This window comes from Oscillatoria nigro-viridis PCC 7112 (assembly GCF_000317475.1).
Taxonomy (GTDB): Bacteria; Cyanobacteriota; Cyanobacteriia; order Cyanobacteriales; family Microcoleaceae; genus Microcoleus; species Microcoleus nigroviridis.
On sequence record NC_019729.1, the window covers coordinates 3457551 to 3484307 of the forward strand.

Here is a 26757-nt window from a genome sequence, read left to right on the forward strand (position 1 = left end):
TTTTTATGAAATTTTGCCTAAGATTTGGGCAGAAAACGTAAGCTACTATACTATTTTTTATTAATGCCAGCAGGCGCAAGTCTTGGTAACTCTAAAAATTGCGATCGACTTTGCCCTAGCTGTTAGATAAAACTGAACAATGTAATTTAAATCACTTTTTAGTTCTGATCTAGATCACCTGTTTGCTCGACAGTTCAGAGGAAAATTAAACTGTACGGAGTTCTCCGACTTACTATGCAAGCAACTCATGCTATTCGTCAACTTGTAGAAAAAGCCCTCTACATTAAGCAGTTGACGCCTGACATTGAAAACGAAATCAACTACGAGCTCACCCGTTTGGGGTACATCTCGGATATTGATTATGAGGCTTTAGAGTTATTAATGGATGAAATGGATGCCGGCCGGGTGCAATTGGTATCTAGCCGTAGATAGTGGGAACCGGGCGGCGAGTCTACATCCAAGAACAAAAAAATCCTTGCACGGCGGGCAATAGAGGAGTGTTGGAAGCATTTACGCTGGCCGAATCTTTTTCTAATGAAGCATCTCGTTGCTGAACTTGATATTTGAGGAGATAGTGTTAGGGGCGATCGTTCCTGCACCTGCGATCGAAAGCTAAAAACTTTGACTTAAATTAAATTTATAACTTTTGGGACTTGACAAATTAGCTTTAAGTCTAATTCATACTAAAAAAGTTTTTCGGCACGATGAGGATTAAGGGCAACTCTTACAAATAAAGCTTAAATTTTAAGTATGCAGTTGCGCTTGTACGCTATTTCCTAAGCTAAGAGCGCACAAGCGCAACTGCATATTTTTATTTAATCTGCCAGTTGGGCTTAGTCCTCAGAATTATGATTCGATCGCTCGAATGCAAGAAAATTGATGTCTAGTTACGACATCCGTCATCGCCGAGTCAATCTAAAATCTAAAATCTAAAATCGTTCGATCGCCCCGCCAAACTTGCCACCACCGCCACCAACTCAGCAGGCTCGATCGGCTTGGGCACGTAAATTTGAAAACCTTGCTGCAGTGCCCGTATCCGTTCCTCTACCCTACCAACCGCCGTGAACGCCAACGCCGGAATTTCCCTGTCCACCATCCGCGATCGCACTTGCCGCAGCAGATCCTTTCCATCAGGGGCCTGCATCTCGATATCGATCGCCAACACATCCGGATTCAGCCTTTCAATCGCCTCCAGGACATCCATTCCAGAGCTAGCAGTCTCCACCAGGGCGCCGCAATCTTCGAGCACTGTACAGGCAAAATCCAGGGAATCGGCGTCGATATCGACCACCAACACCCGCACTCCCGAAAGATTGCTGCTAACAAAAGCCTCCTTTACAGGGATTGGCGCCTTGCTTTGAGAAATCGCCAACTCCCCGAGCCCGGCCACAGAAAATCCGCCGTTGCAATGAAGCTGTTGAATTGGCAATCTCACTAAAAACCTCGAGCCTTTTCCTTTCCCGGCGGATTCTGCTTGCACCGTCCCCCCGTGCATTTCCACAAAATGCCGCACTAGGGCCAAACCCAAACCCAATCCGTTGTACGATCGCCTTATAGAGCTGTCAGCTTGGCTGAACCGATCGAAAACGTGCGGCAAAAACTCTTCTGAAATCCCTTGTCCCGTGTCGCTAACCTCTATTTCGACATTAGCGGGCGACAAATTTTTACAGCAAGCCGATTGCTCAGAGCCCATCGTCCCCTGCACCTTATGCACCGCCACCTTCACCTGTCCGCCATCGGGAGTAAACTTAATCGCATTCGAGAGTAAATTCCACGCTACCTGCTGCAAGCGACCGGAATCGGCAACAATCCGCCCGGTAGTTGGGTCGAAATCCGTCACAATTTCAATATTTTTGGCGGCAATCGCGGGCGCGAGAGTATCGATCGCAGCCTCAACAGTCGAAATCACATCCACCCACCGCAAATTCAGCGACTGTTTCCCGGTAATAATCTGCGACACGTCGAGCAAATCGTCGATCAGAGTTGCTAGGGAGCGTGTATTGCGGTCGATCGTTTCCAGAGCCCGAACAGTCGTTTTTTCGTCAAACTTGCGGCTTCGCAGCAGTTGCGCCCATCCCAGCATCGCATTCAGCGGCGTCCGCAATTCGTGGGACAAAGTTCCTAGAAACTCGTCTTTAATCCGGTTCGCCCGCGCCAATTCCTGGGCTCGATCGTGCAGTTCTCTTTCCAACTGCTTGCCAACTGTCAAATCGAGAATAAAAGCCACAGATTCTTGCCGCTTTTGGGCCAGCAAAACATATCCGATCAACACCGGAATCCGGCTGCCGTCTCTCCTCCAGAATTCCTTCTCGTAGGGAGTGCAAACGCCCGTTGCTTGTGCCTCTGCAATCCCCTTCTCGTCGAGAGACTGGTACTCCGGCGGCGTCATGTCAATCCAGTTTAATTCCCCGCGCTGCAACTGTTCCCGCGTGTAACCAACTATCCGCAAAAATTCATCGTTGGCATCGAGGATGCTGCCGTTAACATCCCCGAAGATAATTCCTATCAAGTTAGCTTCGGCTAACATTCTCAGTTTTTCTTCGCTAGCTTGGAGTGCAGCTTCTGTTTGCTTGCGATCGGTAACGTCTTGGATGTAACCCGACAAACCAGAATCGGAAGGATAAAAACGCATCTTCAACCACTTATTCCATAACGGTACGAATTCTTCATACTCGACCGTTACCCTTTCTGCTAATGCTTTGGTCGCCATTTTGTAAAACGGTAAATTGACGGCCCAGGGAAATATCTCGCAAACCTTTTTACCGATCAGTTCAGCTTGTGACTTGCCTAAAAGGTCTTGAGCTTTTTGGTTGACATAGGTATAGTTCCAATTTAAATCTACTGCGATAAAAGCATCGGTAATGCTTTCGAGAATGTTAGTAATTTTATCGTTTGCCGATTGCAGCGCTTTAGCTGTTTCTTCTGCTTGCTTGCGGGCTGCTTGTTCGCGGGACAAAGCTGCAGCGCGTTCTTGTTCTGCCTGTTTTCGATCGCTAATATCGATGTAAGAACCGATGTAACCTGCAAAAGTGCGATCGGGCCTGTACCGGGGTACGCCCGTACCCAAAACCCAGCGGTATTCGCCGTCATAGCGTCTCAGGCGGCATTCGAGCCGGTACTCGCTGCCAGCGTCGAAGGCTTTTTGGTAAATATCCAGACATTCTGGCAAGTCATCTGGGTGCAAGTTTTCCATCCAACCCGTGCCCATTTCTTCCGCCAAAGTTCTACCGGTAAACTCCAGCCAAACTTTGTTAAAGTAATCGCCAAGTTGGTCAGTGTCCGACATCCAAATCATCACCGGCGCGGTATCTGCCATAATCCGAAATCGAGCTTCGCTTTCCTGCTGCTGTGCTTCGGCTTGCTTGCGCTCGTTCCGTTCTTGAACTTCCCGCAGGGCCCGCTGAATCGACGGCACCAAGCGTATCAAACGGCGTTTGAGAACATAATCAGTAGCCCCGCTTTTCAAAGTTTCGATCGCCACTTCCTCGCCCAAAGTAGCCGAAACAAAAATAAACGGCACTCCCGGACAAGTAGTGTGGGCGATTTCCAGTGCCGCTATTCCGTTAAAACAAGGCAGCATATAATCTGCCAAAATAATGTCAAAACATTGTTTTTCCAGCGCCGCGGCAAAGTCTTCTCTAGTTTCCACACACACCAGAGAAAATTGGAACCCGCCATCCATTAGATATGCCTCAATCAGTTCGGCATCTAGGGGACTGTCTTCTACTAAGAGGATATTGAGCGTTTTCACAAAAATTCCTTTTACTTAAATATTAATTATCTGATACAAAATTCGATCTGGCTGCGGCTGGTTAAGTGAAGGCCAAAAAAATCTTGGTTTTGAATCGCATAAAAAAATGTAAAAATCAATTGGTTTCATGAGTTGAGCATTCATATCTCAATCCTAACTTCTAACCAAGTCTATTGCTGCTTGTCGCGAGGTGAATCCCCGCTCTGACTTGATTGGCTAGTACGCTTGTTTTTCCTTAACTTTCGTCTGCTTCCAAAGAATCTGCACCGCTGGAGTCTTGCTTCTATGCAACCGTTTAGCTAGACCCTGTTGAGCAAATAGTTGCGCGCTTCTGGCCAGAAACAACTAGCTATATAGTAATTTATCTCGCTTGCTACTAACGACTGCTACCTCGTTTGGCAGATTATTTTTTTTGTAGTGATGCCCGGATTAATTCTATATTGCTTTGTCGCTCCTCTCAAACTCGAATTCGCTTGAATTCTGCCCTGATTTCCTGAATATCGATCGATATGTCAAAAAAGTCCAAGTTGCTGGTCTGTCTGCTTTACTTTTTGCCGGATTTGCCTAGGATGCAACAGTTGCAACCGAGCTCGCAGTTGGCTTGTCGAGCGCTGTCCCCTCAACAATCACCCTCGTAAACTAATAACAATGGTCGCGCTGCATCTATCCAAAGATAGATTTTTCTACAGACACTGAACTCAACCTGGATAGATTCCTCTGAATTCGATACAACGAAGTCCCACCCAGCCGCAAATCTGAGAAAGCTCGATCGACCAATTAATTTCCTCTACAAATCCCAGAAAATTTTCTCTGGACTCGCTACACTTGAACTCCCAGGCTGGCTCTGACCGATCGGCTGATTGGTTGAGGCAGAGCCAAAATGTCTTAAAATATACAATACGGTGAGCTGCTGCACAGCCCGCATATATTAAAACCAAGCGCCAACTTGCAATAATTCTTTAAAATAGAGGTACAGCACCGGCGATCCCTAACTCTTCCCCCTCAGAAATGGTAGGGTTTAGCAGAATTGAAGACGATCGTCTATGGTGACTTCCAGTAAAGCCCGTGCAGTTGCTTTAGTCTCAGCTTTATTCAGGTTATTGGGAACCAGTTACGAGGAGATTTGACCCGCCGTGCTCCAACGCATCAAACAAGACTTAAAAAACGACCTGATCGCAGGACTATTGGTAGTGATACCCTTAGCTACCACCATCTGGCTGACAATTACCGTCGCCAGTTGGGTGATCAATTTTCTCACCAAAATTCCCAAGCAGATCAACCCTTTTGACGGACTCCACCCGATTTTGGTGAATCTGCTAAATCTTTTAGTAGGTCTGGCTGTACCCCTGCTGAGTATCTTAGTCATCGGTTTAATGGCCCGCAACATTTTCGGCAAGTGGCTGCTAGACTTTGGCGAACGGCTGCTGCAGGCAATTCCCTTAGCCGGTTCGGTTTACAAAACCCTCAAACAACTGTTGGGAACCCTCCTCAAATCAAATGACAAATTTCGCCGCGTGGTGTTAGTAGAATATCCCCGGCGGGGAATCTGGACTTTAGCATTTGTGACCGGTACGATCGAGAGTAACGATATCCCGCCTCACCTTTCCGGTGAAACCCCGATCGGTATTTTCATCCCCACCACTCCCAACCCCACTACCGGATGGTACGCTATAGTCCCGGAGGCAGATTTAGTCAATTTGTCAATGTCGATCGAAGATGCCTTTAAAGTCATCATCTCCGGCGGCATCGTCAACCCCAGCAACTCAATTGCAGTAAGCCCCGAAAACATCAAGGGCAAAACACTCGAACCCTTGGTATCCGAATCAAGATACCAGGCTGTCCCAGTCGAAGAAGACTAAACCAAGACATCTTTAGTGACCCGTAAGACCGTGTAAACTTTCCCCATAGCAGTTGACACTCTCCTGGCTAAAGCCGAGGAGATTCTTGATTCGCAGAATCGACTTGCCGATGCAGAATTACTTCAACATCGGTAGCGGTCAATTCTCCACAAGCGTTCGGATCTAAGATCCAAGTTCCGACGTGCCCCGCCGTACTCAATCCCCGACTCAGGATATTTTTAGCTGCGTTCCAGTCACGATCTAATACGCATCCACACCGACAAGCGTGGGTTCGCGTTGAGAGACTTTTCTTAACAATTGTTCCGCAACTAGAGCATTCTTGACTTGTTCCGTTAGCTGGTACGGCAATCGTAATTCTTCCGAATACTTTGCCAAAATATTCCAGCCAAATTCGGAACATATACCAAGAAGCGTCGTTAATCGATTTTGCCAGACAGTGATTCTTCACCATATTTTTAATCCTCAAATCTTCGTAGACTACACAGTCGTTAGACTGGATGACGCATCTTGCCAACTTCACGGCAAAATCTTTACGCTGTCTGCTGATTTTGAGGTGGCGCTTCCCTAGAATCGCTCTAGCTTTTTTTCTGTTTTGCGAACCCTTGACTCGTTTTGAAACTCGTTTTTGGGATTTCTTCAACCTGCGTTCTCCCTTGCGGAGGAAACGCGGGTTATCAACTGCAATGCCATTTGAGTCAGTGTAAAACTCTTTAAGTCCTACATCTAACCCGATGGCGTTACCCGTGATTTCAATCTTTTCAGAACGGTCAACTTGAATGCAAAACTGGACATAATATCCGTCTGCTCGCCTTACCAAACGTACTCGTTTGATTTGACTGCGCTGATAGAAATGTAAGTCGCGCGTTCCTTTTAACTTGAGCTTTCCGATTCCTTTTTTATCGGTAAAAGTGATTGATTTCCGGTCGTCTGCCAGACGCCAGCCCGTAGTTTTGTACTCGACGGAGCGGTTGTGTTTCTGGAATTGCGGGAATCCTTTTTTTCCTGGGACTTTCTTTTTACAGTTGTCGTAGAATCGGGAGATTGCCGACCACGCTCTTTCTGAGCTCGATTGTCGAGCCATGCTGTTCAAGTCATCGCAAAACGGAAATTCCTTAGCTAAAACAGCGCTATACTTGTTCAATGCGTATTTATCAACTTTTTCGTTGTCCATCCAAAACCGCAGTGCTTTGTTTCGGATGAACTGCACTGTTCTAATTGCTTCGTCTACAGCGTCAAATTGCTGCTTTTTACCCGATGCTTTGAACTCAAAAACTAACATGACTTCGACCTCATCACGATAGTCTTATGCTACCAGAGTCGGCTTAATATCCCTCTAGTTGTTCACAAAGATTTACATGGTTTTACTTGACAGCGCCATCCTGAGAGCGCAGAAAATAGACTGGGAGGCTAAAGCCTCCTTACCCCTTTCATCCCCGGACTAAAGTCGCGGGGTTTTCAGGGTTTTATTTATAATATTTCGACAAAACCAGCCCAAACCGAGAAAGCTTATACTCAGAAACCGGATTCCTTTGCATAAATCTTGGGTTTGAGGGCGAAGTATCTGTAAACTACCCGCCGCTGGCGAGTCAGACTGCCGGTCTGGTAGAACTTTTAGTCGAGTTTTCTGCTAAAGTTCAAGTCCGCGCGCGATCGAAAAACTTCCTAAATTCTCAATCTCTATCTAAAAACTATGAAAAAAGCCCGCGAAACAGCACGCGAACTCGCACTCCTCGGCATCAGCCAACTGCCGGCGAATCCAGAACTCTTAGAAGCCAAGAAACTGCAAGATGTTCTCCTCGCCGCCATCCGCACCCTGACAGCAGAAGTTCAAGAATCCCTAGAAGCAGCAGCATCCGAAGTGCAGCGGAGTAGCGACAAGCTGCTTGCCAGCGAAATCCGTGCCGCCGATATACAAAGTGCTAGAACAATGGTGCGGGAAGCTGTCGAACTCACCCAAACCGCCATCAACCGTCTCGGTTCAGCAATGGAGTTTCCAGAACTGATCCAGCTAGCCAACCAGCAAGATGTCCGCACCTATGCTTTGCAAATCCTGACGAAAGTCAGCGCCAACCGTGTTCAAATTGATGAATTGCTCTCGGAAGCGCTGGTAGACTGGCAAATAGAACGGTTGCCCCGGATCGATCGAGATATCATGAGAATCGCGATCGCCGAAATGCTATATCTCGGCTTACCCGAACAAGTCAGCGTCAACGAAGCCGTCCAACTGGCAAAACGCTACAGCGGCGACGAAGGACATCGCTTCATCAACGGAGTCCTCCGCCGAGTAGTCGATAAAATCAACGCAGAAGTTATTAGTCAGTAGTCGATAGTCAGCAGTCATCAGTCATCAGTCATCGGTCAATAGCGATCGGCAATCTGCAATCGGCAATCCGCTCTACACTAAGAACTGATGACTAATGACTATAGTCCTGGACGCACGGGTAGTCAGAAACCGGGTTTTTTACGAAAATCCTTCGTTATAGTCCACAGTAAGCTAAAAAACCCGGTTTCTCTGGCCTTAAGGCATCCAGGACTGCACTAATAACTCTTCTCTATTCCCCATTTACTTCTATGGTATTTAATTGGTTTCGTCGCCAGTACAGCGAAAGCGAATCTTCCGAAAAAGATACACCCCAACAAACTCAAGATGAGTCTGCAAAATCCGCATCGGTTGAGCCTCAAACAGATACAGCAGCAGATTCAAGTTCCCCCGCTGTAGCCGAAGATTATCTCAATTGGGCGAAAGCTGCTTACAAAAATATTCAAAAACAGCAAAAACCCGAAACAGAAGTTGCCGAAACAGCAGCGGCTGAAGTTCCAGCAGCCGCAACAGAAATCGCGACAGTTCCAGAAGTTGCAGAAGCGGAGGCTGTTGAACCAACGGAGACGATCGAACTCGAACCAGCACCCACAGCACCAACTGTTGCAGAAGTTCCAGAAGTTGCAGAACCAGCGGCACTTGAAGCAACCGAGGCGGTAGAAACCGATGCAGCTAACCCAGTAGAAATTCCAGAAACTCTGCAACCAAAAGCCGGGGCGATCGACATTGCACCCATAGCTCAAAAATTAGAAGTTACAGCAGAAAATATAGAAATTGCCGAACCTGCAACTGAGGTTGTAGAAACCGCATCACTCGCATCCGACGGCGAAGCAGCCGAAGCCCTGCCGTTTTGGGCCAGAGCTCAAGCCGATCGCATGGAGCGCATCGAACGCCTCAAAGAAACCGCCCTGGAAGAACCAGACGTAATTGCAGCCGCCGCCGAGAGAGCCGCAATTATCGAAGAAATTCCCGGTTTCGCCTTTGACGAAGGCTTCCTGTGGTCTTCAGAAATCTTGGCAAGTCAAGGTCGCCGGCCAGACCAAGTATCCGTCGAAGAAATCACTTGGCTGCAAAAACTGCGGAAAGGCTTAGAAAGAACTCGTCGCAGCTTAATTAATCGACTAAAGGCGATCGTCGGTCAAGGGCCGCTCAATCAAGACGCGGTAGCCGAAATTGAGACTTTGCTGCTGCAAGCCGATGTCGGAGTCGCAGCCACCGACATCATTATCAGTCGCCTCCAAGAAAGACTCAAACAAGAAGTGCTGCCGCCAGAACAGGCTCTAGCCTACCTGAAAACCATCCTGCGCGAGATTCTCGACGCTCCCTGTGCCGAAACCGCCGCCGGTAATCCCGCCTACAGCCTGACATTTGCCCCGGAAAAAGACACTTTTAACATCTGGTTGATCGTAGGAGTCAACGGTGCGGGCAAAACTACGACGATCGGCAAACTAGCGCACATTGCTCAAAAGTCCGGCTACAAAACCCTCATTGCCGCCGCCGACACTTTCCGCGCCGCCGCCGTCGAACAGGTGAAAGTTTGGGGTTCCCGCAGCGGCGTCGAAATTATTGCCAACCCAGGGAAAAATACCGATCCGGCTGCTGTCGTGTTTGACGCGATCGCCGCCGCCACCGCCCGAGGCACAGAACTGCTGGTCGTAGACACCGCAGGCCGCCTGCAAAACAAAAAAAATCTGATGGACGAATTAAGTAAAATCCGTCGCATTGTAGATAAGAAAGCCCCAGGCGCTACCGTAGAATCTCTACTGGTCTTGGATGCCACACTGGGTCAAAATGGTTTGCGACAGGCAGAAGTGTTCGCAGAATCGGCAAAATTAAGCGGAGTAGTATTGACAAAACTCGACGGTTCTGCTAAAGGTGGTGTTGCCCTAGCAGTAGTGCAGCAGCTCGGTCTGCCAATCCGGTTTATTGGAGTCGGGGAAAGCATCGAAGACTTGCGTCCGTTTTCTAGTTACGAATTTGTGGAAGCCCTACTCGATTTTAGATTTTAGATTTTAGATTTTAGATTGATGAGGTATCTGTGGTCGTCCCAATTTTGGGAGGCGGATACAGAGGTTCAAAATCTCAAATCCTTAACCTCAAACTAGCATCGCAGGTCTGGCGCCGATCGCCACCCGGTGGCGAGTAAAAAACTAAATATCTAGAAACAATACCTTCGCCCTGTTCTTGCTTAGTTAGCTTAGTTGGAATCAAAGCGCGATCGACACCCAACAAACGATTAAAGAATTGGCGATTTTAGATTTGAGATGCGAGCAAAAATCTCCAATTTTTTAATTGAAAATCTCAAATCTAAAATTGATGCTGTTGGGTAAAGTTCCCCTACTGCCCAACCTACCTGCTCAACCCAAACTATTTGCTCGAAAAAAAACCGGGTTTTGTTCAAGCGGCGCGTAAGTCCTCAATCATTCCTCCTCGTTCTCAGATCGAAAATCACAAATCTAAAATGACTGCTGTGCCTTTGCCTCGATCCTCACCTCAACCTGCTGACCGCCCTCCGGGTCGCAATTCTACCGACGCGACGCCAGTATTTGCCCTCAAAGAACTGGTGGCGCGCTTGCACCGATACCAGCACAACGTCCAAGATATGTTGGGTTCGCTGGGATTTGCCCTGCGAAGTTTTAACAATCTCAACCAATTTTTGGAGTTGGTACCTTTGGTGGCGACTCGCGTTACCGATGCCGACGGGGGAGCCTTAGTGCTGTTCAAACCCAACGGTCAAGTCAGGTTCCAGCAGTTGCACTGTCAGGAAGGACGGCAGTGCCAAGATATGCGAAAAGCGCTGGAAATAGCCACCAGGCAAGCTACAGCAGGTGCGGGCGCTACTGCTGCATCGTTTTCGGAAACCTCTGGGCAAACTTCTAGTCTAGACCTGCAAGTCGGTCGTTATTTGGGCCCGGATGTTCATTTGTTTGGGGCGCCAATTTTAGTCAACAATTTGGAACGCGGACGGCTTTATGTTTTTAGCAGTGACCCGGAATATCTCTGGACTCCCAGCAGGCAGAAATTAGTTCGGTTGGTGGCGGATCAAACCGCCGTGGCTATTTGCAAAGACGAACTTACTGTTAAGTTGGCGGAAAAAGACCGCTTAGACAGAGAGTTAGAAATCGGGGCGGAAATTCAATTGCGGCTGCAACCCCGCAGTTGTCCGAAAATTCCCGGTGTTGACGTGGCCGCCCGCTGCCAAACTGCTAGCAGGGTCGGCGGAGATTATTATGATTTTATTCCCGCTGACTATGACCCGATCGGCAAGGAGAATGAGGGGGAACACCCCCCATCCCTAATTAAAAATCTCAAGTCCAAAATCGACAAGGGCCGCTGGAGCATTGTGATCGGCGACGTGATGGGCAAAGGTGTACCGGCTGGCCTGTTGATGACGATGACACGGGGTATGCTGCGCGCGGAGGTTTTGAACCGCCACTCGCCGTCGAGAATTTTGCAACATTTAAACCGGGTTATGCACGCGGATTTGGAAAATTCCCACCGTTTTGTGACTCTGTTTTATTCGGAGTATGACCCGAAAACTCGCGTTTTGTCTTACAGCAATGCTGCTCACCACCCGCCTTTGCTGTGGCAAGCTGCAACTAATTCGATTCTTCAACTCGATACTTTGGAGGGAATGTTAATTGGGCTGGATGCTGATTCGCATTACCAAGAAGCAAGCGTGCAATTGCAGCCAGGAGATACTATTATTTATTACACAGATGGATTTACCGATGCTTCTAATCAAAGGGGCGATCGGTTTGATGAGGATAACTTGACCTCGGCTTTTCAGTGGGCCTGTCAAAATTACCAGCAGTCTGAAGAGATTTTGGATTATTTGTTCGATCGCGTTCACCAGTTTATTGGCATCGGCAATCGTAACGAAGATGACATGACACTGGTTGTACTTAGGGTAACACCTTTAGCAGGAGAAAATCACCATGATAGTTAATTTAATGCCGGAAATTACTGCTGGATTAACCAGTTCGATGAATTGGAACGATGTCGCTCACGTGGTCGTTTTGAAATCTCATTTGAGTTCGACGGTGGTTTTGGCTCAAAGTTACGAAATTTTTACGAATTTCCAGAAAGCTTGGAACAATTTTGTTTCGACTGGTCAAATAGGAGCTTTTTTTATAGGTATTTTTGTTGGCTGGTTCTTTAAAGGGATTTTTCCTTAGAGTTCTTGTCGAAGAAGGTATCGGTAACGGATTTAAAAGGTTTGTAGCCCCAACTTCACTTCTTTCTGATGCAGCAAAAGTTTCACAATTTTGTAGTCAAGACTTCAGTTTTTTCTGGTCAAAAGATGTATAAAAAATTTGTAGTCAGGACTTGAGTTTTTGCTTGCACAATCTGGGATGGAGGACTAAAGTCCAGACTACAAACCGGAGGAAGGACTAAAGTCTTTGCTAAAAAACGGTTTTTATAGACTTCTGCAAGAGAGATATAATCTAGTTTTAGCTTGAGCAATGACAACACAACAAAAAACTTGGAGTCAAAGATTTGAATCGGCGCTGCACCCGGCGATCGCCCGATTCAATGCTAGTATTGGCTTCGATATTGAATTGATTGAGTATGACTTGACTGGTTCTGTCGCTCACGCTAAAATGCTGGCCAAAACGGGGATTATTTCCGCAGCAGAAGGGGAACAGTTAGTCAATGGTTTGGAACAGATCCGCCGCGAATACCGCCAAGGACTTTTTGTTCCGGGAGTTGATGCAGAAGACGTTCACTTCGCAGTAGAGAAGCGGCTGACGGATATCGTGGGGGATGCGGGGAAAAAGTTGCACACGGCCCGATCGCGCAACGATCAGGCCGGCACCGATACTCGCTTGTATTTGCGCGATCGCATCGCCCAAATTCGATCGCAATTGCGGGAATTTCAAGGGGTTTTGCTCGATCTTGCCGATCGTCACGTAGAAACTTTAATTCCCGGTTACACTCATTTGCAGCGCGCTCAGCCGATCAGTTTGGCTCATTACCTGTTAGCTTATTTTGAAATGACCGATCGCGATTGGGAACGTCTCGGCGATATCTGCAAGCGGGTGAATGTTTCCCCTTTGGGTTGTGGCGCGCTGGCGGGGACGACTTTCCCGATCGACCGACAATATACGGCAGAACTATTGCATTTTGACAATGTTTATGCTAATAGCTTAGATGGAGTGAGCGATCGAGATTTTGCGATCGAATTTCTCGCTGCAGCCAGCTTGATTATGGTACACCTGAGCCGCTTGTCAGAAGAAATGATTTTGTGGTCTGCTCACGAATTTGGATTTATTACGCTCAAAGATAGCTGCGCTACTGGTTCTAGCATCATGCCCCAGAAAAAAAATCCCGACGTGCCGGAGTTGGTGCGGGGCAAAGCGGGACGGGTGTTCGGTAACTTGCAAGCCTTGTTGGTAGTAGTGAAGGGACTTCCTTTGGCCTACAACAAAGATTTACAAGAAGATAAAGAGGCTTTGTTTGATACCGTAAGAACGGTACAGGGTTGCTTGGAAGCAATGACCATTTTGTTGCGCGAAGGAATCGAGTTTAATGGCGATCGCCTCGCTGCTGCCGTTACGGAAGACTTTTCTAACGCTACAGACGTAGCCGACTACTTGGCCGCCAAAGGCGTTCCCTTCCGGGAAGCTTACAACCTTGTCGGCAAAGTCGTCAAAACTTGCCTTTCGGGGGGCAAACTCCTCAAAGATTTGACACTTGAGGAGTGGAAAGACTTGCACCCAGCCTTTGAGACAGACATTTACAGCGCGATCGCACCTCAGCAAGTGGTGGCGGCTCGCAATAGTTACGGGGGTACCGGGTTTGAACAAGTGAGAAAGTCACTTATCGCTGCGCGCGATCGGATCGCCTAAACATCGTTGAATTATTGGACAAATTCCGGCTGGCTATCTCTCCTTAGAACGATCGTGTTTTCCACTCTGGTTCTAAGTTCGGCAGATAGCCTGACTCAATTAATCTTCAGCAGCAGCCATGTCTTTGTCCTGTCTGCCGCCGCTCATGGCGCCCATGCCACCGCCGTTGCCGCCATCAAATCGCCTTCTCTTGTTGGAGAACATATCTTGATTTCTCCGCTTGCGAAACTTGCGAGCGTATGCTTGATTTCGTTGTGCCTTCTCTTTCTTGAGATTGCGGCGCTTAGCCATTCTGACCTCACTAATAAACATTGACAGTCCCCGGGCTTTCACGCACGGGGATTCTTAAGGTTGACACTCTGTACACTCTTGGTGACTGAGATTCTTGGTTCAGCGAAGTCACTTGCTTGCGACAGGATTTCGACCGCCGCATTATAAATGTCTTCTCCCCAAGCGTTAATTCCGGTATGCCCTACCGTACTCGATCAGTTCTCTTTATGTAGTTAGGTTTTCTTCAAATTTAGCTTTCCTAAACCGCAACACCGTTAGGTGTGACTACGCACTCAACTAATCCAGTTAAGTTTTTACGTTGGCTAGTTATACTCAATTTTAGACCGATGACGATCATAGCACACACGGTACAAGACCCAGAAAAAAGAACACGGGGATTCAAGTCGCTCGGAATCTGGGTGCGATCGGGACGCCATGTTTTCAATCTTCCAGAAGATTTCTATAAACTCTTGACAAAATACGACAAATGACGATTTATCCCGGTGACGTAGCTCCTGTCTTCAGCCTGCCAGACGCGCAAGGCAATGTCGTCAGCCTTGCAGATTTTCGAGGGCGGCGAGTTGTACTTTATTTTTACCCTAGGGACAATACCCCAGGCTGTACTAAAGAAGCTTGCGGCTTTCGCGACATTTACTCAGACTACGAGTCGCGCAATATTGCAGTCCTCGGCATCAGCACGGACGGGCCCGGGTCCCACGCCAAGTTTGCAGCTAAATATCAACTGCCTTTTCCCTTGCTGTGCGACTCCAACGCCGAAGTTGCTACCGCCTACGGCTGTTACGGACTCAAAAAATTTATGGGAAAAGAATTTATGGGAATTACTCGATCGACCTTCGCGATCGACCCTGATGGTAGGATTGAAAAGGTTTATCGGAAAGTCAAACCAGAAACTCACGCGGCGGATATCCTAGCAGACTTGCCAGATCTCTAGCGTGAATCAAAAATTAAAAATTAAGACTCCGGAGCTGCAAGCTAGGAGGCCTGAAATTACTATCTCCTAAACAAGCTTTTGAGTTTATGCGTCGATTGTGGCAAATTGGACAAACTGTGCTGGGACTGATTTTCCGACATCCCATCACTGGTACTGCCGTGATTCCGGTATTGCCTGACGGGCGAATTGTGTTAATTCGCCGCCGCGACAACGGTCGCTGGGCACTGCCGGGAGGTATGGTGGATTGGGGAGAGGATATTCCGACGACAGTCCGGCGGGAATTAGCGGAGGAAACAGGACTCGATTTAGTCAAAATCCGCCGCTTGGTGGGTGTTTATTCGGCAGCCGATCGAGACCCTCGCCTGCACTCGATTTGTATCGTGGTGGCAGCAGAGGTAGAGGGAAAGATGCAAGTTCAGGATACGCTTGAAGTCAGCGAGGTTGAGGCTTTTTTGCCCGCATCGCTGCCAGAGGGCCAGCTCAGCCACGATAACGACCAACACTTACAGGACTATTTTCAAGGTCTGACAACTTTGGCGTAAACCGGCGGGGCATCCAAATTTGAGAAAAGTCGGAAATTACCTCGCCGTCAAAAGTTGTCTGTTATCACTGTGGAATTAATTTGCACTGTTTTCCTACTTTTATTCACAAACTCCGAACATTAAATTAATCATCTTTTTATTACTAAATATTTAACCGGATGTACTCACCGCTACGAAATTCTCGGGTCAAACTCTCTGTAGGGCAAATCTTCTGGCACGAAGTCGGTCAAGGCCCGAATTTAGTATTTTTGCACGGTTCTTGGCACGACAGCAGTCAGTGGCTGAGGACGATCGAACATTTGAGCCCCTACTACCAGTGCTTCGCACCGGATTTGCTGGGGTTTGGCGACTCGGAACGCCCGAATCTTCATTATTCGATCGACCTGGAAGTAGAATGTCTCGCCCAATACCTCGATACTTTGAACGTGCGACAGGTTTATTTAATCGCTCACTCTCTGGGCGGCTGGGTGGCCACCAGCTACGCTATCAAATATCCCGATCGAGTTCAGGGTTTGGTTTTGTTGGCCCCAGAAGGCCTCAAGGTTGGCAACCGGCGGGGGCGGTGGCAGACGGCTAGGTGGCTGATCGGCAAACCTCCGCTGGCTTTGTGGTGGCTGCGATCGATCTATCCAATTGCTAAGTTGCTGGGTAGCAAAAAAAAGATTGACGGACTGCTAAAGTTCAGACAGCAGTTGATGGAGTCCCCAGTTGCCGTGCAGTTGCTGTTCGGGCGCCGGCGGGCTGAAATTACAGCGGAATTAGTTGATGAGAATTTGCCTTTGCTGAAAGCGCCTGTTTTGGTGTTGCACGGTTCTGAAGATACTCCCGCAGCTTCGTCTCTGTGTCAATCCTATGCTGCTCTGGCTCCTAATGCCGAACTGCAATTAGTCAGTCCCGGGGAAAGCAATTTGCCGCAGGAAGTCCCGGATGTTGTTGCTAACTATATTCGCGAGTTTGCGAAGTGAATTGGGAATTGGTAATGATTGGGAATTGGTCATTGGTCATTGGTCATTGGTCATTAATAAAATGACAAAAGTCAACAGTCAACAGTCAGCAGTCAACAGTCAACAGGCTAATTCCCCAAAAAATAGCCTCTGGTGCGTCAATTAAGCCTGCGGCTGTATCAGGAAAGGATGCGGTGAGGTATTTTAAAAGCATAGTGCGATCGCCCCCCGTGACCGCAATTTTGCTATCAGGAAACAAACACCGCCAATCTTCAATAAAATCCCTAACTCCTGCCACCGTCGCATACACAACTCCGCTTTGAATTGCCCCAGCAGTGTCTGTCGCCCAGCGGTGCGGCAGATTTTGTGGTAAATTGACTAAGGGTAATGCAGCGGTTTTTTTACCGAGCGACGATAACTGCAAACCCAAACCTGGTAAGATTGCGCCCCCAACTAAATACCTATTGACATCAGCCCCAGTAAATGTTAAAGCTGTACCAGCATCTATAAGTAAAACTGGCCAACCCAATTGGTTGCCAGCGCCCAGTACAGCCAAAGCTCTGTCAATTCCCAAGGTAGGATAGAGTCCCCCGATCGGCAACTGGTCTAAAGTAATAATTCGGACATCAGGATAACTCTGCCAAATTGCTGTTTGCTGGGTAACTACTGAAGCCAAAATTAGAGGCAGCGGCACTAAAGAAAGTGTGTCAGGATTAGAAAAAGCGGGAGTAGCAGGAAGACAAAGGAGATTTTGAGAAGATATTTCCTCGATCGACCTCATGACTATTTGCACCAAATATTCTGCTTTTTCCTCCTCTGAGAACCGGGAAACAGCATCAGCATTGAGATGCTCTGTATCCCATGTTTTCTGGAGGGTTTTGCCCGCAAATAATCCCCAGTGCAGCCGGGAATTGCCGATCGCCAAAGCTATTTTAATCTGGGCGTTACCTGTAAATCCAGAAGTAATGTTGTCCGTGCTTGCTGGCAAACGAAACTTGTCGGGAATTGAATTTTTCATGTCGATCCAGCGCGCGCAAACATTGAACTAAAGATAGATTTTAGATTAATTTTATTCGCTTAACCGGGCGGTTAACTCTATTTGACATCTCACCAAGTTCCCTGCAGCGCGCTAATTAGTATTGTCCCCTGCAGAGCGCATACTTGCTAAATATAAATATTTGTAAAGCAAATAATTGCTTTGCTCAGGCTGCATCCTTTATAATATCTTAAGATAGTCCAAAAGTCCTGGTAGCTGCGATGGGGCTGTTGGGGAGGTAAGCACAGGTTTATAAAACCAGACTCAATCAAAATACTGTACAACTGCTGAGTAAATATGTCTTTAAAAATACAAGAACACGAAAACCCCTGGCACAGAGTAACTTCGCGGTTGCCTGAATCGGAAAATTGGAGGCAGGAAGAAAGTCTTTCGCTGCCGGAAGTAGACCAACAAAAAGCCCTAATCGTGCAGATGCAGCAGCAAGTTCAGTTATCAAACTTGCTGAACCAAATTAATAACGAAATTCGCAGTACACTTGATATAGAAGAAATTTTGACATCGGCCTGCAGATTGCTGGGGCAAGCGTTACAGTGCAGCCGCGTGAGCATTTTAGTCAAAGAATCAAATACAGAAAAAACTTTAGTCACGCGCGGAGAGTACAACGCGGGCGACTATCCGATCCAACTGGGAATGAAAGTACCGATGACTGACAACCCCCATTTGGCTGCCGTCGTGTCTCAGCAAGACTCCCTAGCAGTGACGAAGTTTCTCGATTTTCCGGGATTGAACCCACAAACCAGAAAAATTGCCGAAGCTTTGGAGATTAAGTCAATGCTGGCAGTAGCTACTCGCTATCAAGGTGAAGTGAATGGGATAATTGGCTTGCATCAGTGCGATCGCGAACGGGAATGGACTGATTGGGAAAAGCAGCTTTTAGAAGGGGTAGGATCGCAATTGGCGATCGCGATCAATCAAGCCAAACTCTATAGCAAAACCAGGCGCCAAGCCGAACGAGAATCGCTGCTGCGGCTGATCGGCAACCAAATTCGCAGTACCCTGGATCTGGGAACTATCCTGGAAACAGCGGTGAGGGAAGTCCGCCAAATGCTGCAGTGCGATCGAGTAATTATCTATCAGTTTCAAGACAACTGGCAAGGAAAAGTTGTTGTTGAAAACATGACTGTTCCTTGGCCTTCAATTTTAGGAGATATGGGGGCTGATAAGTGTTTTCGGGGAGATTACGCCGATCTTTACCAGCAAGGGCGAGTCAAAGCAATTAATGATATTTTTAATGCTGGTTTAGAGCCTTGTCACGTCGATTTCTTAGATAGTTTGCAGGTAAAAGCTAATCTGATTGTGCCGATTGTTACATCAAGAACAGAAGAAAATACCCCCGACACAGCCGGAAGCTATAATCCTAAATTTCCCGGTAGGCTGTGGGGTTTGCTGATTGCTCACGAGTGCCGGGATACCCGCAATTGGCAGCGGCAAGAAATGGAGTTGCTATCCCAGATAGCCAACCAAATGGCGATCGCCATTCAGCAAGCAGAACTTTACAGCCAAGTCCAAGAGGCTGCGGTAAAATCTCAAGCTCAAACCCAGCAGTTGCAGGCTGCGTTAGAAGAATTGCGATCGGCACAGCAGCAATTGATTCAAAGCGAAAAGATGTCAGGTTTGGGACAAATGGTAGCGGGAATTGCTCATGAAATTAACAACGCCAACAATTTCATCCACGCTAACTTGTTTCACGCTCAAGAATATTTTAAAGCCTTGAACGAAGCTTTAGAAGTAGCCGGAAATGCCTGCCCGGAAGCAGCGGAAGCAATTGTCAGAATCAATGAAGAACTAGAACTCGATTACATTCGAGAAGACTTTGGTAAACTGCTCAATTCAATGCGGGAAGGCAGCGGGAGGATTCGCTCGATCGTGATGACGCTGCGAAATTTTTCTCGTTTAGACCACGCTGAATTAAAACCAGTAGATTTGAATGAAGGTTTAGAAAGCAGTTTCTTGATGCTGCAAAACAAGCTAAAAACCCATATCAAAATAGACAAGCAATACGGCAGTTTACCGCCCGTTCAATGTCATGCCAGTCAAATCAACCAAGTATTTTATAATTTGCTTGACAATGCTTTAGATGCGCTCCAGTCAACGACCAAACCGGGGGAATTAACTATCCGCAGTTGGCAAAGCGAGCCGGACTTGGTAACAATCTCTATCCGCGACACGGGAACTGGCATTCCTGCAGAAATTCAAGACAAGATTTTTGACCCATTTTTTACTACTAAACCTGTGGGGAAAGGCACTGGTTTGGGACTTTCAGTGTGCTATCAGGTAATTGTCCAAGCTCACGGTGGCAAGATCCGTTGCGTCAGTCAGGTTGGCGAAGGAACTGAGTTTATTGTAGAGTTGCCGCTGACAAATCAGAGCAGGGTAAGTGCATAATTCCTGCTTTAGTCAGATTCACCCTGTTTTGTTACTCTGGCAGTAGTATAGAACCCATTTGACATCTTGAGAGCGATCGTCAATCACATTATCGTCAATCACATTAGGGATCACTAATAAACTTGGTTTTTTAGCGATGCCTACGGCAAGTTTCGCTAACGCATTTTTAATAGAATCAGATTTAACTTACGCCCGAACCTCAATTTTCAGAAATTCCCAACAGGGTTATGCGTAGACCTATAAAGTCCTGAGTATTTTTACTCACAATAGTCTCTCCTGATTCACTTTTGCCCGGTGAAGCAGCGAAAGCTGCCTCTTGGGGGCCGGAATCTGGGATTTAAGCTCTCCTCTACAGATGTGGACAACCCGCTTTTTATAGGGCTGAAAAAAAGATCGCACTTTTTCCGGATAAAACTTCTTGATGATGAAAGTTAAACAAATCTATGTAAATAGGTCTCACTAGGTGTAATTATTTACACTCAATATTTAATCAGGGGCAATAATACCTTCAAATGCTTATTGGGCAAGCATTTTTACTTAATTTACCCGCAGGTATGAGGAAAATTTTCTTGCAGTGATCGATCGCTACAAGAAAGCCCAACCTCTGGTTTTCAGTCACTTCTAATCATTAATTACTCATCATCAAAGGACAAGCTATGGCTACTTCATTCAATGGTTCTTTGGGTACAACCACTAATTACAGCAGTGTCAGCGAGCTAATTGCACAATGGCCTACTGCAGCCCAGAATCAAGGCATCCAACTGTCTGGGATAGCTTTTGATGGCTTTGAAACGAACTACACTACCCCTACTCCCATCAACAACCTCACGTTAGCAACGAACGACTCTAAAAGCGGGTTGAGCTACGGCGCTTCCGGTGGTATTGGTGTCTACGGCTCTTATAGTGGTTGGTTTACCGACGCCACTAAAAGTCGGGCGGAAATCAACTTTGACCCCAACACCAATCTATCTCAGGTGCTGAAGGTGAAATGGGCAGATAATAAAGATATCACTAGCGCCAAGATCGACCTCAGTGGATTATTTCCCAAATCAAGTTCTACTACAGCGGACGATCAAGGCGATGAAGTTGGTTCGCTGCAACTCTTTAAGGATGGGGCGGAGGTATCGGCCAGCAATTTTACGATCACTCGCCTCAGCGCTCCTACCACTCCAAAACCGCTCGGTGTGTCTTCAGATGGAGTTACTTTCACTGGCGATCGTACCGATGGCAATTTCACACTCCAGATAGTAGGAGACTCTCTCACCGGCGTTACTTTTGACGAACTGCGGTTCTCCGCCACAGCCTACGCGAACCCCACCGCTGCCTACCTCGCTACCTCCACCAAAACCGATAGTTCCGACTACCTAGTGCGGAGTATTCAATATCAAGGCATTGATGTGACGCCAACGCCGACGCCAACTCCGACGCCGACGCCGACGCCAACTCCGACGCCAACTCCGACAGCTCCAAGTATCTTCCAGTTCGCCCAACCAAATTACACGGTGGCTGAAGGCGGTGTAGCGACGATTAACGTTACTCGCACCGGTGGCACGGCGGCTGCATCGATTAACTACGCTACTCTTGACGGTTCGGCAAGTTCAACAGGCAGTGAACCTGATTACAATAGCGCGACAGGGGTGTTGAGTTTTGCTGCGGGGCAAACTACCGCTAGTTTCACCGTGCCGGCTTTGACTGATTCGATTTTGGAATCATCGCCGGAAACGGTGAATTTAGTGCTCTTCGGTGGCAATGTCGGCAGTAGTCCGTCAATTTTGACGATTAGTGATGTGCCCCCAACTGGGACGACGCCAACTCCGACGCCAACTCCGACAGCTCCAAGTATCTTCCAGTTCGCCCAACCAAATTACACGGTGGCTGAAGGCGGTGTAGCGACGATTAACGTTACTCGCACCGGTGGCACGGCGGCTGCATCGATTAACTACGCTACTCTTGACGGTTCGGCAAGTTCAACAGGCAGTGCACCTGATTACAATAGCGCGACAGGGGTGTTGAGTTTTGCTGCGGGGCAAACTACCGCTAGTTTCACCGTGCCGGCTTTGACTGATTCGATTTTGGAATCATCGCCGGAAACGGTGAATTTAGTGCTCTTCGGTGGCAATGTCGGCAGTAGTCCGTCAATTTTGACGATTAGTGATGTGCCCCCAACTGGGACGACGCCAACTCCGACTCCAACTCCGACAGCTCCAAGTATCTTCCAGTTCGCCCAACCAAATTACACAGTGGCTGAAGGCGGCGTAGCGACGATTAACGTTACTCGCACCGGTGGCACGGCGGCTGCATCGATTAACTACGCTACTCTTGACGGTTCGGCAAGTTCAACAGGCAGTGCACCTGATTACAATAGCGCGACAGGGGTGTTGGTAGTTTTGCTGCGGGGCAAACTACCGCTAGTTTCACCGTGCCGGCTTTGACTGATTCGATTTTGGAATCATCGCCGGAAACGGTGAATTTAGTGCTCTTCGGTGGCAATGTCGGCAGTAGTCCGTCAATTTTGACGATTAGTGATGTGCCCCCAACTGGGACGACGCCAACTCCGACGCCCACTCCAGCAACAGCAACCCAGTTTGTTTTTAGTGCGGCTACTTTCACCACTCCGGAATCATCTGGCTTTGCTACGGTGACAGTCAATCGCATCGGCGCCACTACCGCTGCCGCAAGCATTGGCTACGGTACTCTTGACGGCACCGCCCTATCAACTGGAAGTGCGGTTGATTATCTGTCTACTGCTGGTGTACTCAACTTTGCCCCTGGGGTAACTTCCACGACGTTCAACATCTTTGTCAATCCTGATACTGTGCCTGAAATGACTGAGAGTGTTAACCTATTTCTCAACAACGGCCCCGTCGGCACTCCGTCAACAGCAAGACTAGACATTATTGACGGTAGCGGCAGTGCACCTAGCAATGTCTTCCAGTATAGTGCGTCTAATTACGGCTCGATCGCCAGTCAGGGGGGCACCTCAACGATTACAGTTACCCGCTCAAGCGGCTTAGGTGCAGCATCGGTTGATTATATTATTCTGGCGGGTACTCCAGGCAGCGGCACTGCACCTGGATATGGTGACTACCTGCTTAACCCGGGCGGCCCCACTGGCGGCACGTTGTCCTTCGCCAACGGCCAACTCAGCCAAACCTTTATTATTCAAGACAACCCATTTAGTACCAATAATGGGACTGTGCGCTTAGGTCTTGCTAACCCCACTGCGGGCTACAATTTCGGCAGTACAGCGGCAACAAGTATCACTCTCATCTAAGGCTGTTAGTAGGGCGAGGAATCCTTGCTCTACTAATATGCCCCGCAAGTAGTTAAATACTTTTTATCAGTCTGGCTCCTCACTACAGCTTTTTTCAAGAAAGCGAGGTACGCGGGTAAAATCTTCGCTGTGTGACAGTCGCTGGCACCGACAACTAATGGGATTCACCCACAGGGCCCATTGTGGGCGGTCTCGACCCGAATCCCATTGCTGGTGCTAGTTTCGTTGTCTTCAACCCATTGCTTAATTGGGTCTGATAAAACCATTTCAAGGTCGTACTCTTAGATGCTGCGCGCGTTATTCGAGTACGACCTTTAATCCTTGTATATGGAAAGAATTAGATGGCGATTTGCCCTTGGGTGGGGGTTTTTGAGATGGTCGGTTTTTGGCAATAATTTTTTGGAAAACCTGCCCCTAGAATTATCGATTGGATATTATTGTTTTTTTGCGCTTACCGACTTAATTCTTAATTGTTTGCTAAGCTTGCTGACACTCTTCAAAGGTTGAGGCGGAAGGTTCCCTATTCCCAAAAAATAGTTACTGATGTATTTTTATCAAAGTTTCGTAAGGCGCTGGCTGGGGTAATTGCTGGATTAATTCCAAATATTCGCCATCAGTGCGGCTGGGTTGGTGAATCGCGGTTCCCGCATCATTTAACCGCTGCAACGCCGCCATGTAAAGAAAGCGGCAAGCTTGGCGGTATTTCCCTTGCTGCTGCAACTTTTGCGATCGCAAAAACCACTCTGCTACGGACAAATCTTTAATTGTTTGTTGGGCACTGCCATCAGTTGTTTGATTCCTATTTTTGAAATTATGAAGATAAAAACGTAACAGTTGCGAAATCTGCCAACTAGACCAGACTGCGAGCAATGCTAAGATTAACCAAAAGGATGCTTTAGCGATCGCCCACAAGATGGGGAATCAAACAACTGATGGCAATTTCACATTCGGTATATTTTGGGTATTTTTTAGTTTCCACCACTCCTCTACTCGCTGTTGCAACTTTCATAATTGCCAACTAAAATTAGTTTTATAAACAGAACTTTCAGACATAGATTTACATCAATGAGTAGGTTTTTGATTGCGGATTGGAATTTTTTTTCTTCTATCATTATCCCCAAATCCCCGACTGATTAAAGAAATGGGGGATAAGAGAGCGCGATCGCATTTTACGTTTGATTAGGTTGACTGAAATGCCGAGTTATTGTCCCTAATCCAAATTGCCGCGCGATCGAGAATCGCATTTGACTGATAGTCTTCTAAAAGGGCGATCGCCCAACCGCTCAAACTCAGTTTGATTACCACACATATCTGTTTTTTGTCAACTGTTTATAGACCCAAAATTGATTTTATTGAATTTTCCTTCTTCCTGAAATCCGTTACCTCCCGATTCAGTGCGCGTTGCCGAACTGCCTTATGCCATAACTTTTGGGATACTTAACAGCCTCATAAGAAAATTTATAAAGATTTACAAAAGAAACGTGTCAGAATGAAGACAATAAGGTAATGGGTAAAAGACAAGGAGGCACTGATGGTAGCGCTGACTGAACGAGTCCAACGCAGATTGACGGTGGAAAAAGTCGAAATTGCCCTTGATACAACGGCAATTCGATGCCTGGACTGGGATAGAGACCGCTTTGACATCGAATTCGGACTCAAAAACGGTACAACTTACAACTCATTCATCATTCGCGGTGAAAAAACCGCCCTCGTCGATACCTCGCACGAGAAGTTTCGCCAGCAGTACATGGAAACTCTGACGGGCGAAATTGACCCGAAAGAGATTGACTATCTAATTATCAGCCACACCGAACCCGACCACAGCGGTTTAGTCAAAGACGTGCTGGCGCTGGCACCCCAAGCGATTGTCGTGGGGGCGAAAGTAGCAATTCAATTTTTAGAAAATCTTGTACACCAACCATTTGAGCGATTGGTAGTCAAAAATGGGGACAAACTAGATTTAGGAAACGACCACATTATCGAATTCGTATCGGCGCCGAACTTGCACTGGCCCGATACTATTTTCAGCTACGACAGCAAAACTCAAGTGCTGTTCACCTGCGACGCTTTCGGGATGCACTACTGTACCGACAGCACCTTCGATGACGATTTAGCAGCAGTTGAGGAAGATTACCACTTTTATTATGAGTGTTTGATGGCTCCCAACGCTCGATCGGTACTCGCTGCGATGAAGCGGATGGCAGAGTTGGGAGAAATCGGTACAATTGCCACCGGTCACGGGCCGCTGCTGCGCCACAATGTGGTGGAACTTACCGGACGCTACAAAAAGTGGAGCCAAGCGCAAGCTAAGGCAGAAACCACTGTAGCGGTATTTTACACCTCCGACTACGGATTTAGCGATCGGCTCAGCCAAGCGATCGCCCACGGTATCACCAAAACCGATGTCGCTGTGGAAATGATGGATTTGAGAATCGCCGACTTGCAAGAAGTCCGCGAACTTGTCGGTACCGCCGTCGGCATCGTAATTTGTTCGCCGCCGAGTAGCGGTACTGCTGCTGCGAATGCGGAAGCTGCTATCAACACAATTTTAGTTGCGGCTAACAACAAACAATCTTTCGGTTTGTGCGAATCCGGCGGGGGCGATGACGCATCGATTTACCCGCTGCGAAACAAGTTTAAAGAGTTGGGTTTAAAAGAGGCATTTCCCAACATTTTGATTAAAGAAACGCCGACAGAAGCGATTTATCAACTTTGCGACGAAGCCGGCACCGACTTGGGACAGTGGCTGACGCGGGACAAGGCTGTCAAACAGATGAAATCCCTCGACAGCGACCTCGATAAAGCTTTGGGACGGATCAGCGGCGGACTGTACATCATCACCGCCCAAAAAGGCGATGTTAGCGGTGCGATGCTAGCTTCTTGGGTAACTCAAGCTAGCTTTAAACCTCTGGGTTTAACAATAGCAGTTGCTAAGGATCGGGCGATTGAATCGATGATGCACGCGGGAGATAAATTTGTTCTCAACGTGCTGGAAGAAGGCAATTATCAAACCTTGATGAGGCACTTTTTAAAGCGTTTTGCTCCTGGTGCCGATCGATTTGCCGGAGTTAAAACTCAACCTGCTACCAACGGTTCTCCCATTCTGACAGATTCCTTGGCTTACATGGAATGCGAAGTAGTCAGCCGGATGGAACTTTCGGATCATCATATCGTATATGCGATCGTCGATAGCGGCCGCGTCTCCAATCCCGATGCACTGCCGGCAGTTCACCACCGAAAAGTCGGAAATCATTATTAGGAAGTCAGTTGACGGTTGACAGTTGACTGTGGTCAGGTGCAAGAGGGAAATTCAACGAAATATCGATCGACTTTCTGAGTCAACACACCGCAAACGTATGAGTAAGGTGCGTCAGCCGATGTTTGATTCGACTTCATCATCGACTATCTACTGACGCACCTTACAATTACAGTCCACGACGCAACTGGCGACGCAAAAACTCTCAACTTTGGGTGCTTGTGGCGCACCTTACCTGGTTCTGGGTGTTGGGTGCGCCACAAGCTGCAAACCGGGCAAACCGTTGTCATTTAGA

21 protein-coding genes are annotated in these 26757 nt (G+C 47.6%); 15 read left to right on the top strand and 6 right to left on the bottom strand.

Going from position 1 to position 26757, the window contains the following annotated elements; genetic code table 11:
• The first annotated feature begins 234 nt into the window (after positions 1–234).
• A complete protein-coding gene (locus tag OSC7112_RS14690; RefSeq protein ID WP_015176637.1) occupies positions 235–432 on the top strand; it encodes a hypothetical protein in 198 nt (65 codons plus the stop codon).
• Positions 433–922: 490 nt separating this feature from the next.
• Here the strand turns inward: OSC7112_RS14690 and OSC7112_RS14695 are convergent, their stop codons facing one another.
• Positions 923–3751, bottom strand: a complete 2829-nt coding sequence (locus OSC7112_RS14695; protein ID WP_015176638.1) for a PAS domain S-box protein — start codon at positions 3749–3751, stop codon at positions 923–925.
• Positions 3752–4884: 1133 nt separating this feature from the next.
• On the opposite strand from OSC7112_RS14695, the gene OSC7112_RS14700 reads away from it, so the two are divergent.
• Positions 4885–5610, top strand: coding sequence for a DUF502 domain-containing protein (locus OSC7112_RS14700; RefSeq protein WP_015176639.1), 726 nt, complete (start codon positions 4885–4887; stop codon positions 5608–5610).
• Positions 5611–5677: 67 nt separating this feature from the next.
• Here the strand turns inward: OSC7112_RS14700 and OSC7112_RS14705 are convergent, their stop codons facing one another.
• On the bottom strand, positions 5678–6889 hold the full coding sequence (locus OSC7112_RS14705) for an RNA-guided endonuclease InsQ/TnpB family protein (RefSeq protein ID WP_015176640.1): 1212 nt from the start codon (positions 6887–6889) through the stop codon (positions 5678–5680).
• Between the two features lie 411 nt (positions 6890–7300).
• Between OSC7112_RS14705 and nusB the strand changes: the two genes are divergently transcribed.
• The 5 genes from nusB to argH all read left to right on the top strand — a co-directional run bounded on the left by nusB (position 7301) and on the right by argH (position 13782).
• Complete coding sequence (nusB, locus tag OSC7112_RS14710) at positions 7301–7933, top strand: transcription antitermination factor NusB (RefSeq protein WP_015176641.1); 633 nt, start codon at positions 7301–7303, stop codon at positions 7931–7933.
• 248 nt (positions 7934–8181) lie between these two features.
• Entirely contained in the window at positions 8182–9939 is a 1758-nt protein-coding gene (ftsY, locus tag OSC7112_RS14715) for a signal recognition particle-docking protein FtsY (protein ID WP_015176642.1), read from the top strand.
• A 452-nt stretch (positions 9940–10391) separates the two neighbouring features.
• Complete coding sequence (locus tag OSC7112_RS14720) at positions 10392–11879, top strand: PP2C family protein-serine/threonine phosphatase (RefSeq protein ID WP_015176643.1); 1488 nt, start codon at positions 10392–10394, stop codon at positions 11877–11879.
• Entirely contained in the window at positions 11869–12108 is a 240-nt protein-coding gene (locus OSC7112_RS14725) for a hypothetical protein (protein ID WP_015176644.1), read from the top strand. The genes OSC7112_RS14720 and OSC7112_RS14725 overlap by 11 nt, the downstream gene beginning before the upstream one ends.
• Positions 12109–12396: 288 nt before the next feature.
• Complete coding sequence (gene argH, locus OSC7112_RS14730) at positions 12397–13782, top strand: argininosuccinate lyase (RefSeq protein ID WP_015176645.1); 1386 nt, start codon at positions 12397–12399, stop codon at positions 13780–13782.
• Positions 13783–13881: 99 nt separating this feature from the next.
• Here the strand turns inward: argH and OSC7112_RS14735 are convergent, their stop codons facing one another.
• Complete coding sequence (locus OSC7112_RS14735; protein WP_041623140.1) at positions 13882–14073, bottom strand: Asl3888 family RNA-binding protein; 192 nt, start codon at positions 14071–14073, stop codon at positions 13882–13884.
• A 326-nt stretch (positions 14074–14399) separates the two neighbouring features.
• On the opposite strand from OSC7112_RS14735, the gene OSC7112_RS39765 reads away from it, so the two are divergent.
• The 4 genes from OSC7112_RS39765 to OSC7112_RS14750 all read left to right on the top strand — a co-directional run bounded on the left by OSC7112_RS39765 (position 14400) and on the right by OSC7112_RS14750 (position 16511).
• Positions 14400–14543 (top strand): hypothetical protein, encoded by a 144-nt coding sequence (locus OSC7112_RS39765; RefSeq protein ID WP_190274401.1) that lies wholly within the window; start codon positions 14400–14402, stop codon positions 14541–14543.
• Positions 14540–15004: a thioredoxin-dependent thiol peroxidase gene (gene bcp / locus OSC7112_RS14740; RefSeq protein WP_015176647.1), complete on the top strand. Its 465-nt coding sequence runs from the start codon at positions 14540–14542 to the stop codon at positions 15002–15004. Before OSC7112_RS39765 ends, bcp begins: the two co-directional genes overlap by 4 nt.
• A gap of 86 nt (positions 15005–15090) precedes the next feature.
• Entirely contained in the window at positions 15091–15546 is a 456-nt protein-coding gene (locus OSC7112_RS14745) for an NUDIX hydrolase (RefSeq protein ID WP_015176648.1), read from the top strand.
• 158 nt (positions 15547–15704) lie between these two features.
• A complete protein-coding gene (locus OSC7112_RS14750; RefSeq protein WP_015176649.1) occupies positions 15705–16511 on the top strand; it encodes an alpha/beta fold hydrolase in 807 nt (268 codons plus the stop codon).
• 85 nt (positions 16512–16596) lie between these two features.
• Here the strand turns inward: OSC7112_RS14750 and OSC7112_RS14755 are convergent, their stop codons facing one another.
• Positions 16597–17508 (bottom strand): pantothenate kinase, encoded by a 912-nt coding sequence (locus OSC7112_RS14755; RefSeq protein ID WP_015176651.1) that lies wholly within the window; start codon positions 17506–17508, stop codon positions 16597–16599.
• 315 nt (positions 17509–17823) lie between these two features.
• Here OSC7112_RS14755 and OSC7112_RS14760 point away from each other — a divergent pair, with 315 nt between their 5' ends.
• The 3 genes from OSC7112_RS14760 (at position 17824) to OSC7112_RS34515 (ending at position 23206) form a co-directional block, all read left to right on the top strand.
• A complete protein-coding gene (locus tag OSC7112_RS14760; protein WP_015176652.1) occupies positions 17824–19932 on the top strand; it encodes a GAF domain-containing sensor histidine kinase in 2109 nt (702 codons plus the stop codon).
• Between the two features lie 656 nt (positions 19933–20588).
• Complete coding sequence (locus tag OSC7112_RS34510) at positions 20589–22364, top strand: Calx-beta domain-containing protein (RefSeq protein WP_015176653.1); 1776 nt, start codon at positions 20589–20591, stop codon at positions 22362–22364.
• Positions 22352–23206 carry a Calx-beta domain-containing protein gene (locus OSC7112_RS34515; RefSeq protein WP_015176654.1) on the top strand — a complete coding sequence of 285 codons (855 nt, stop codon included), beginning with the start codon at positions 22352–22354 and terminating at the stop codon, positions 23204–23206. Before OSC7112_RS34510 ends, OSC7112_RS34515 begins: the two co-directional genes overlap by 13 nt.
• A gap of 537 nt (positions 23207–23743) precedes the next feature.
• On the opposite strand, the gene OSC7112_RS38185 is transcribed toward OSC7112_RS34515, so the two are convergent.
• Positions 23744–23962: a DUF4129 domain-containing protein gene (locus tag OSC7112_RS38185; RefSeq protein ID WP_150111542.1), complete on the bottom strand. Its 219-nt coding sequence runs from the start codon at positions 23960–23962 to the stop codon at positions 23744–23746.
• A gap of 423 nt (positions 23963–24385) precedes the next feature.
• Positions 24386–24511 (bottom strand): hypothetical protein, encoded by a 126-nt coding sequence (locus OSC7112_RS41775; RefSeq protein ID WP_263053613.1) that lies wholly within the window; start codon positions 24509–24511, stop codon positions 24386–24388.
• A 226-nt stretch (positions 24512–24737) separates the two neighbouring features.
• Between OSC7112_RS41775 and OSC7112_RS14780 the strand changes: the two genes are divergently transcribed.
• Positions 24738–26465: a diflavin flavoprotein gene (locus OSC7112_RS14780; RefSeq protein ID WP_015176655.1), complete on the top strand. Its 1728-nt coding sequence runs from the start codon at positions 24738–24740 to the stop codon at positions 26463–26465.
• Positions 26466–26757: the final 292 nt, after the last annotated feature.

What these genes read in the sequence shown, in the direction of transcription:
- OSC7112_RS14690 (WP_015176637.1), top strand. Translation starts at nt 235, where the DNA reads ATGCAAGCAACTCATGCTATTCGTCAACTTGTAGAAAAAGCCCTCTAC.
- OSC7112_RS14705 (WP_015176640.1), bottom strand. Translation starts at nt 6,889, where the DNA reads ATGTTAGTTTTTGAGTTCAAAGCATCGGGTAAAAAGCAGCAATTTGAC.
- nusB (WP_015176641.1), top strand. Translation starts at nt 7,301, where the DNA reads ATGAAAAAAGCCCGCGAAACAGCACGCGAACTCGCACTCCTCGGCATC.
- ftsY (WP_015176642.1), top strand. Translation starts at nt 8,182, where the DNA reads ATGGTATTTAATTGGTTTCGTCGCCAGTACAGCGAAAGCGAATCTTCC.
- OSC7112_RS14720 (WP_015176643.1), top strand. Translation starts at nt 10,392, where the DNA reads ATGACTGCTGTGCCTTTGCCTCGATCCTCACCTCAACCTGCTGACCGC.
- OSC7112_RS14725 (WP_015176644.1), top strand. Translation starts at nt 11,869, where the DNA reads ATGATAGTTAATTTAATGCCGGAAATTACTGCTGGATTAACCAGTTCG.
- argH (WP_015176645.1), top strand. Translation starts at nt 12,397, where the DNA reads ATGACAACACAACAAAAAACTTGGAGTCAAAGATTTGAATCGGCGCTG.
- OSC7112_RS14735 (WP_041623140.1), bottom strand. Translation starts at nt 14,073, where the DNA reads ATGGCTAAGCGCCGCAATCTCAAGAAAGAGAAGGCACAACGAAATCAA.
- OSC7112_RS39765 (WP_190274401.1), top strand. Translation starts at nt 14,400, where the DNA reads ATGACGATCATAGCACACACGGTACAAGACCCAGAAAAAAGAACACGG.
- bcp (WP_015176647.1), top strand. Translation starts at nt 14,540, where the DNA reads ATGACGATTTATCCCGGTGACGTAGCTCCTGTCTTCAGCCTGCCAGAC.
- OSC7112_RS14745 (WP_015176648.1), top strand. Translation starts at nt 15,091, where the DNA reads ATGCGTCGATTGTGGCAAATTGGACAAACTGTGCTGGGACTGATTTTC.
- OSC7112_RS14750 (WP_015176649.1), top strand. Translation starts at nt 15,705, where the DNA reads ATGTACTCACCGCTACGAAATTCTCGGGTCAAACTCTCTGTAGGGCAA.
- OSC7112_RS14755 (WP_015176651.1), bottom strand. Translation starts at nt 17,508, where the DNA reads ATGAAAAATTCAATTCCCGACAAGTTTCGTTTGCCAGCAAGCACGGAC.
- OSC7112_RS14760 (WP_015176652.1), top strand. Translation starts at nt 17,824, where the DNA reads ATGTCTTTAAAAATACAAGAACACGAAAACCCCTGGCACAGAGTAACT.
- OSC7112_RS34510 (WP_015176653.1), top strand. Translation starts at nt 20,589, where the DNA reads ATGGCTACTTCATTCAATGGTTCTTTGGGTACAACCACTAATTACAGC.
- OSC7112_RS14780 (WP_015176655.1), top strand. Translation starts at nt 24,738, where the DNA reads ATGGTAGCGCTGACTGAACGAGTCCAACGCAGATTGACGGTGGAAAAA.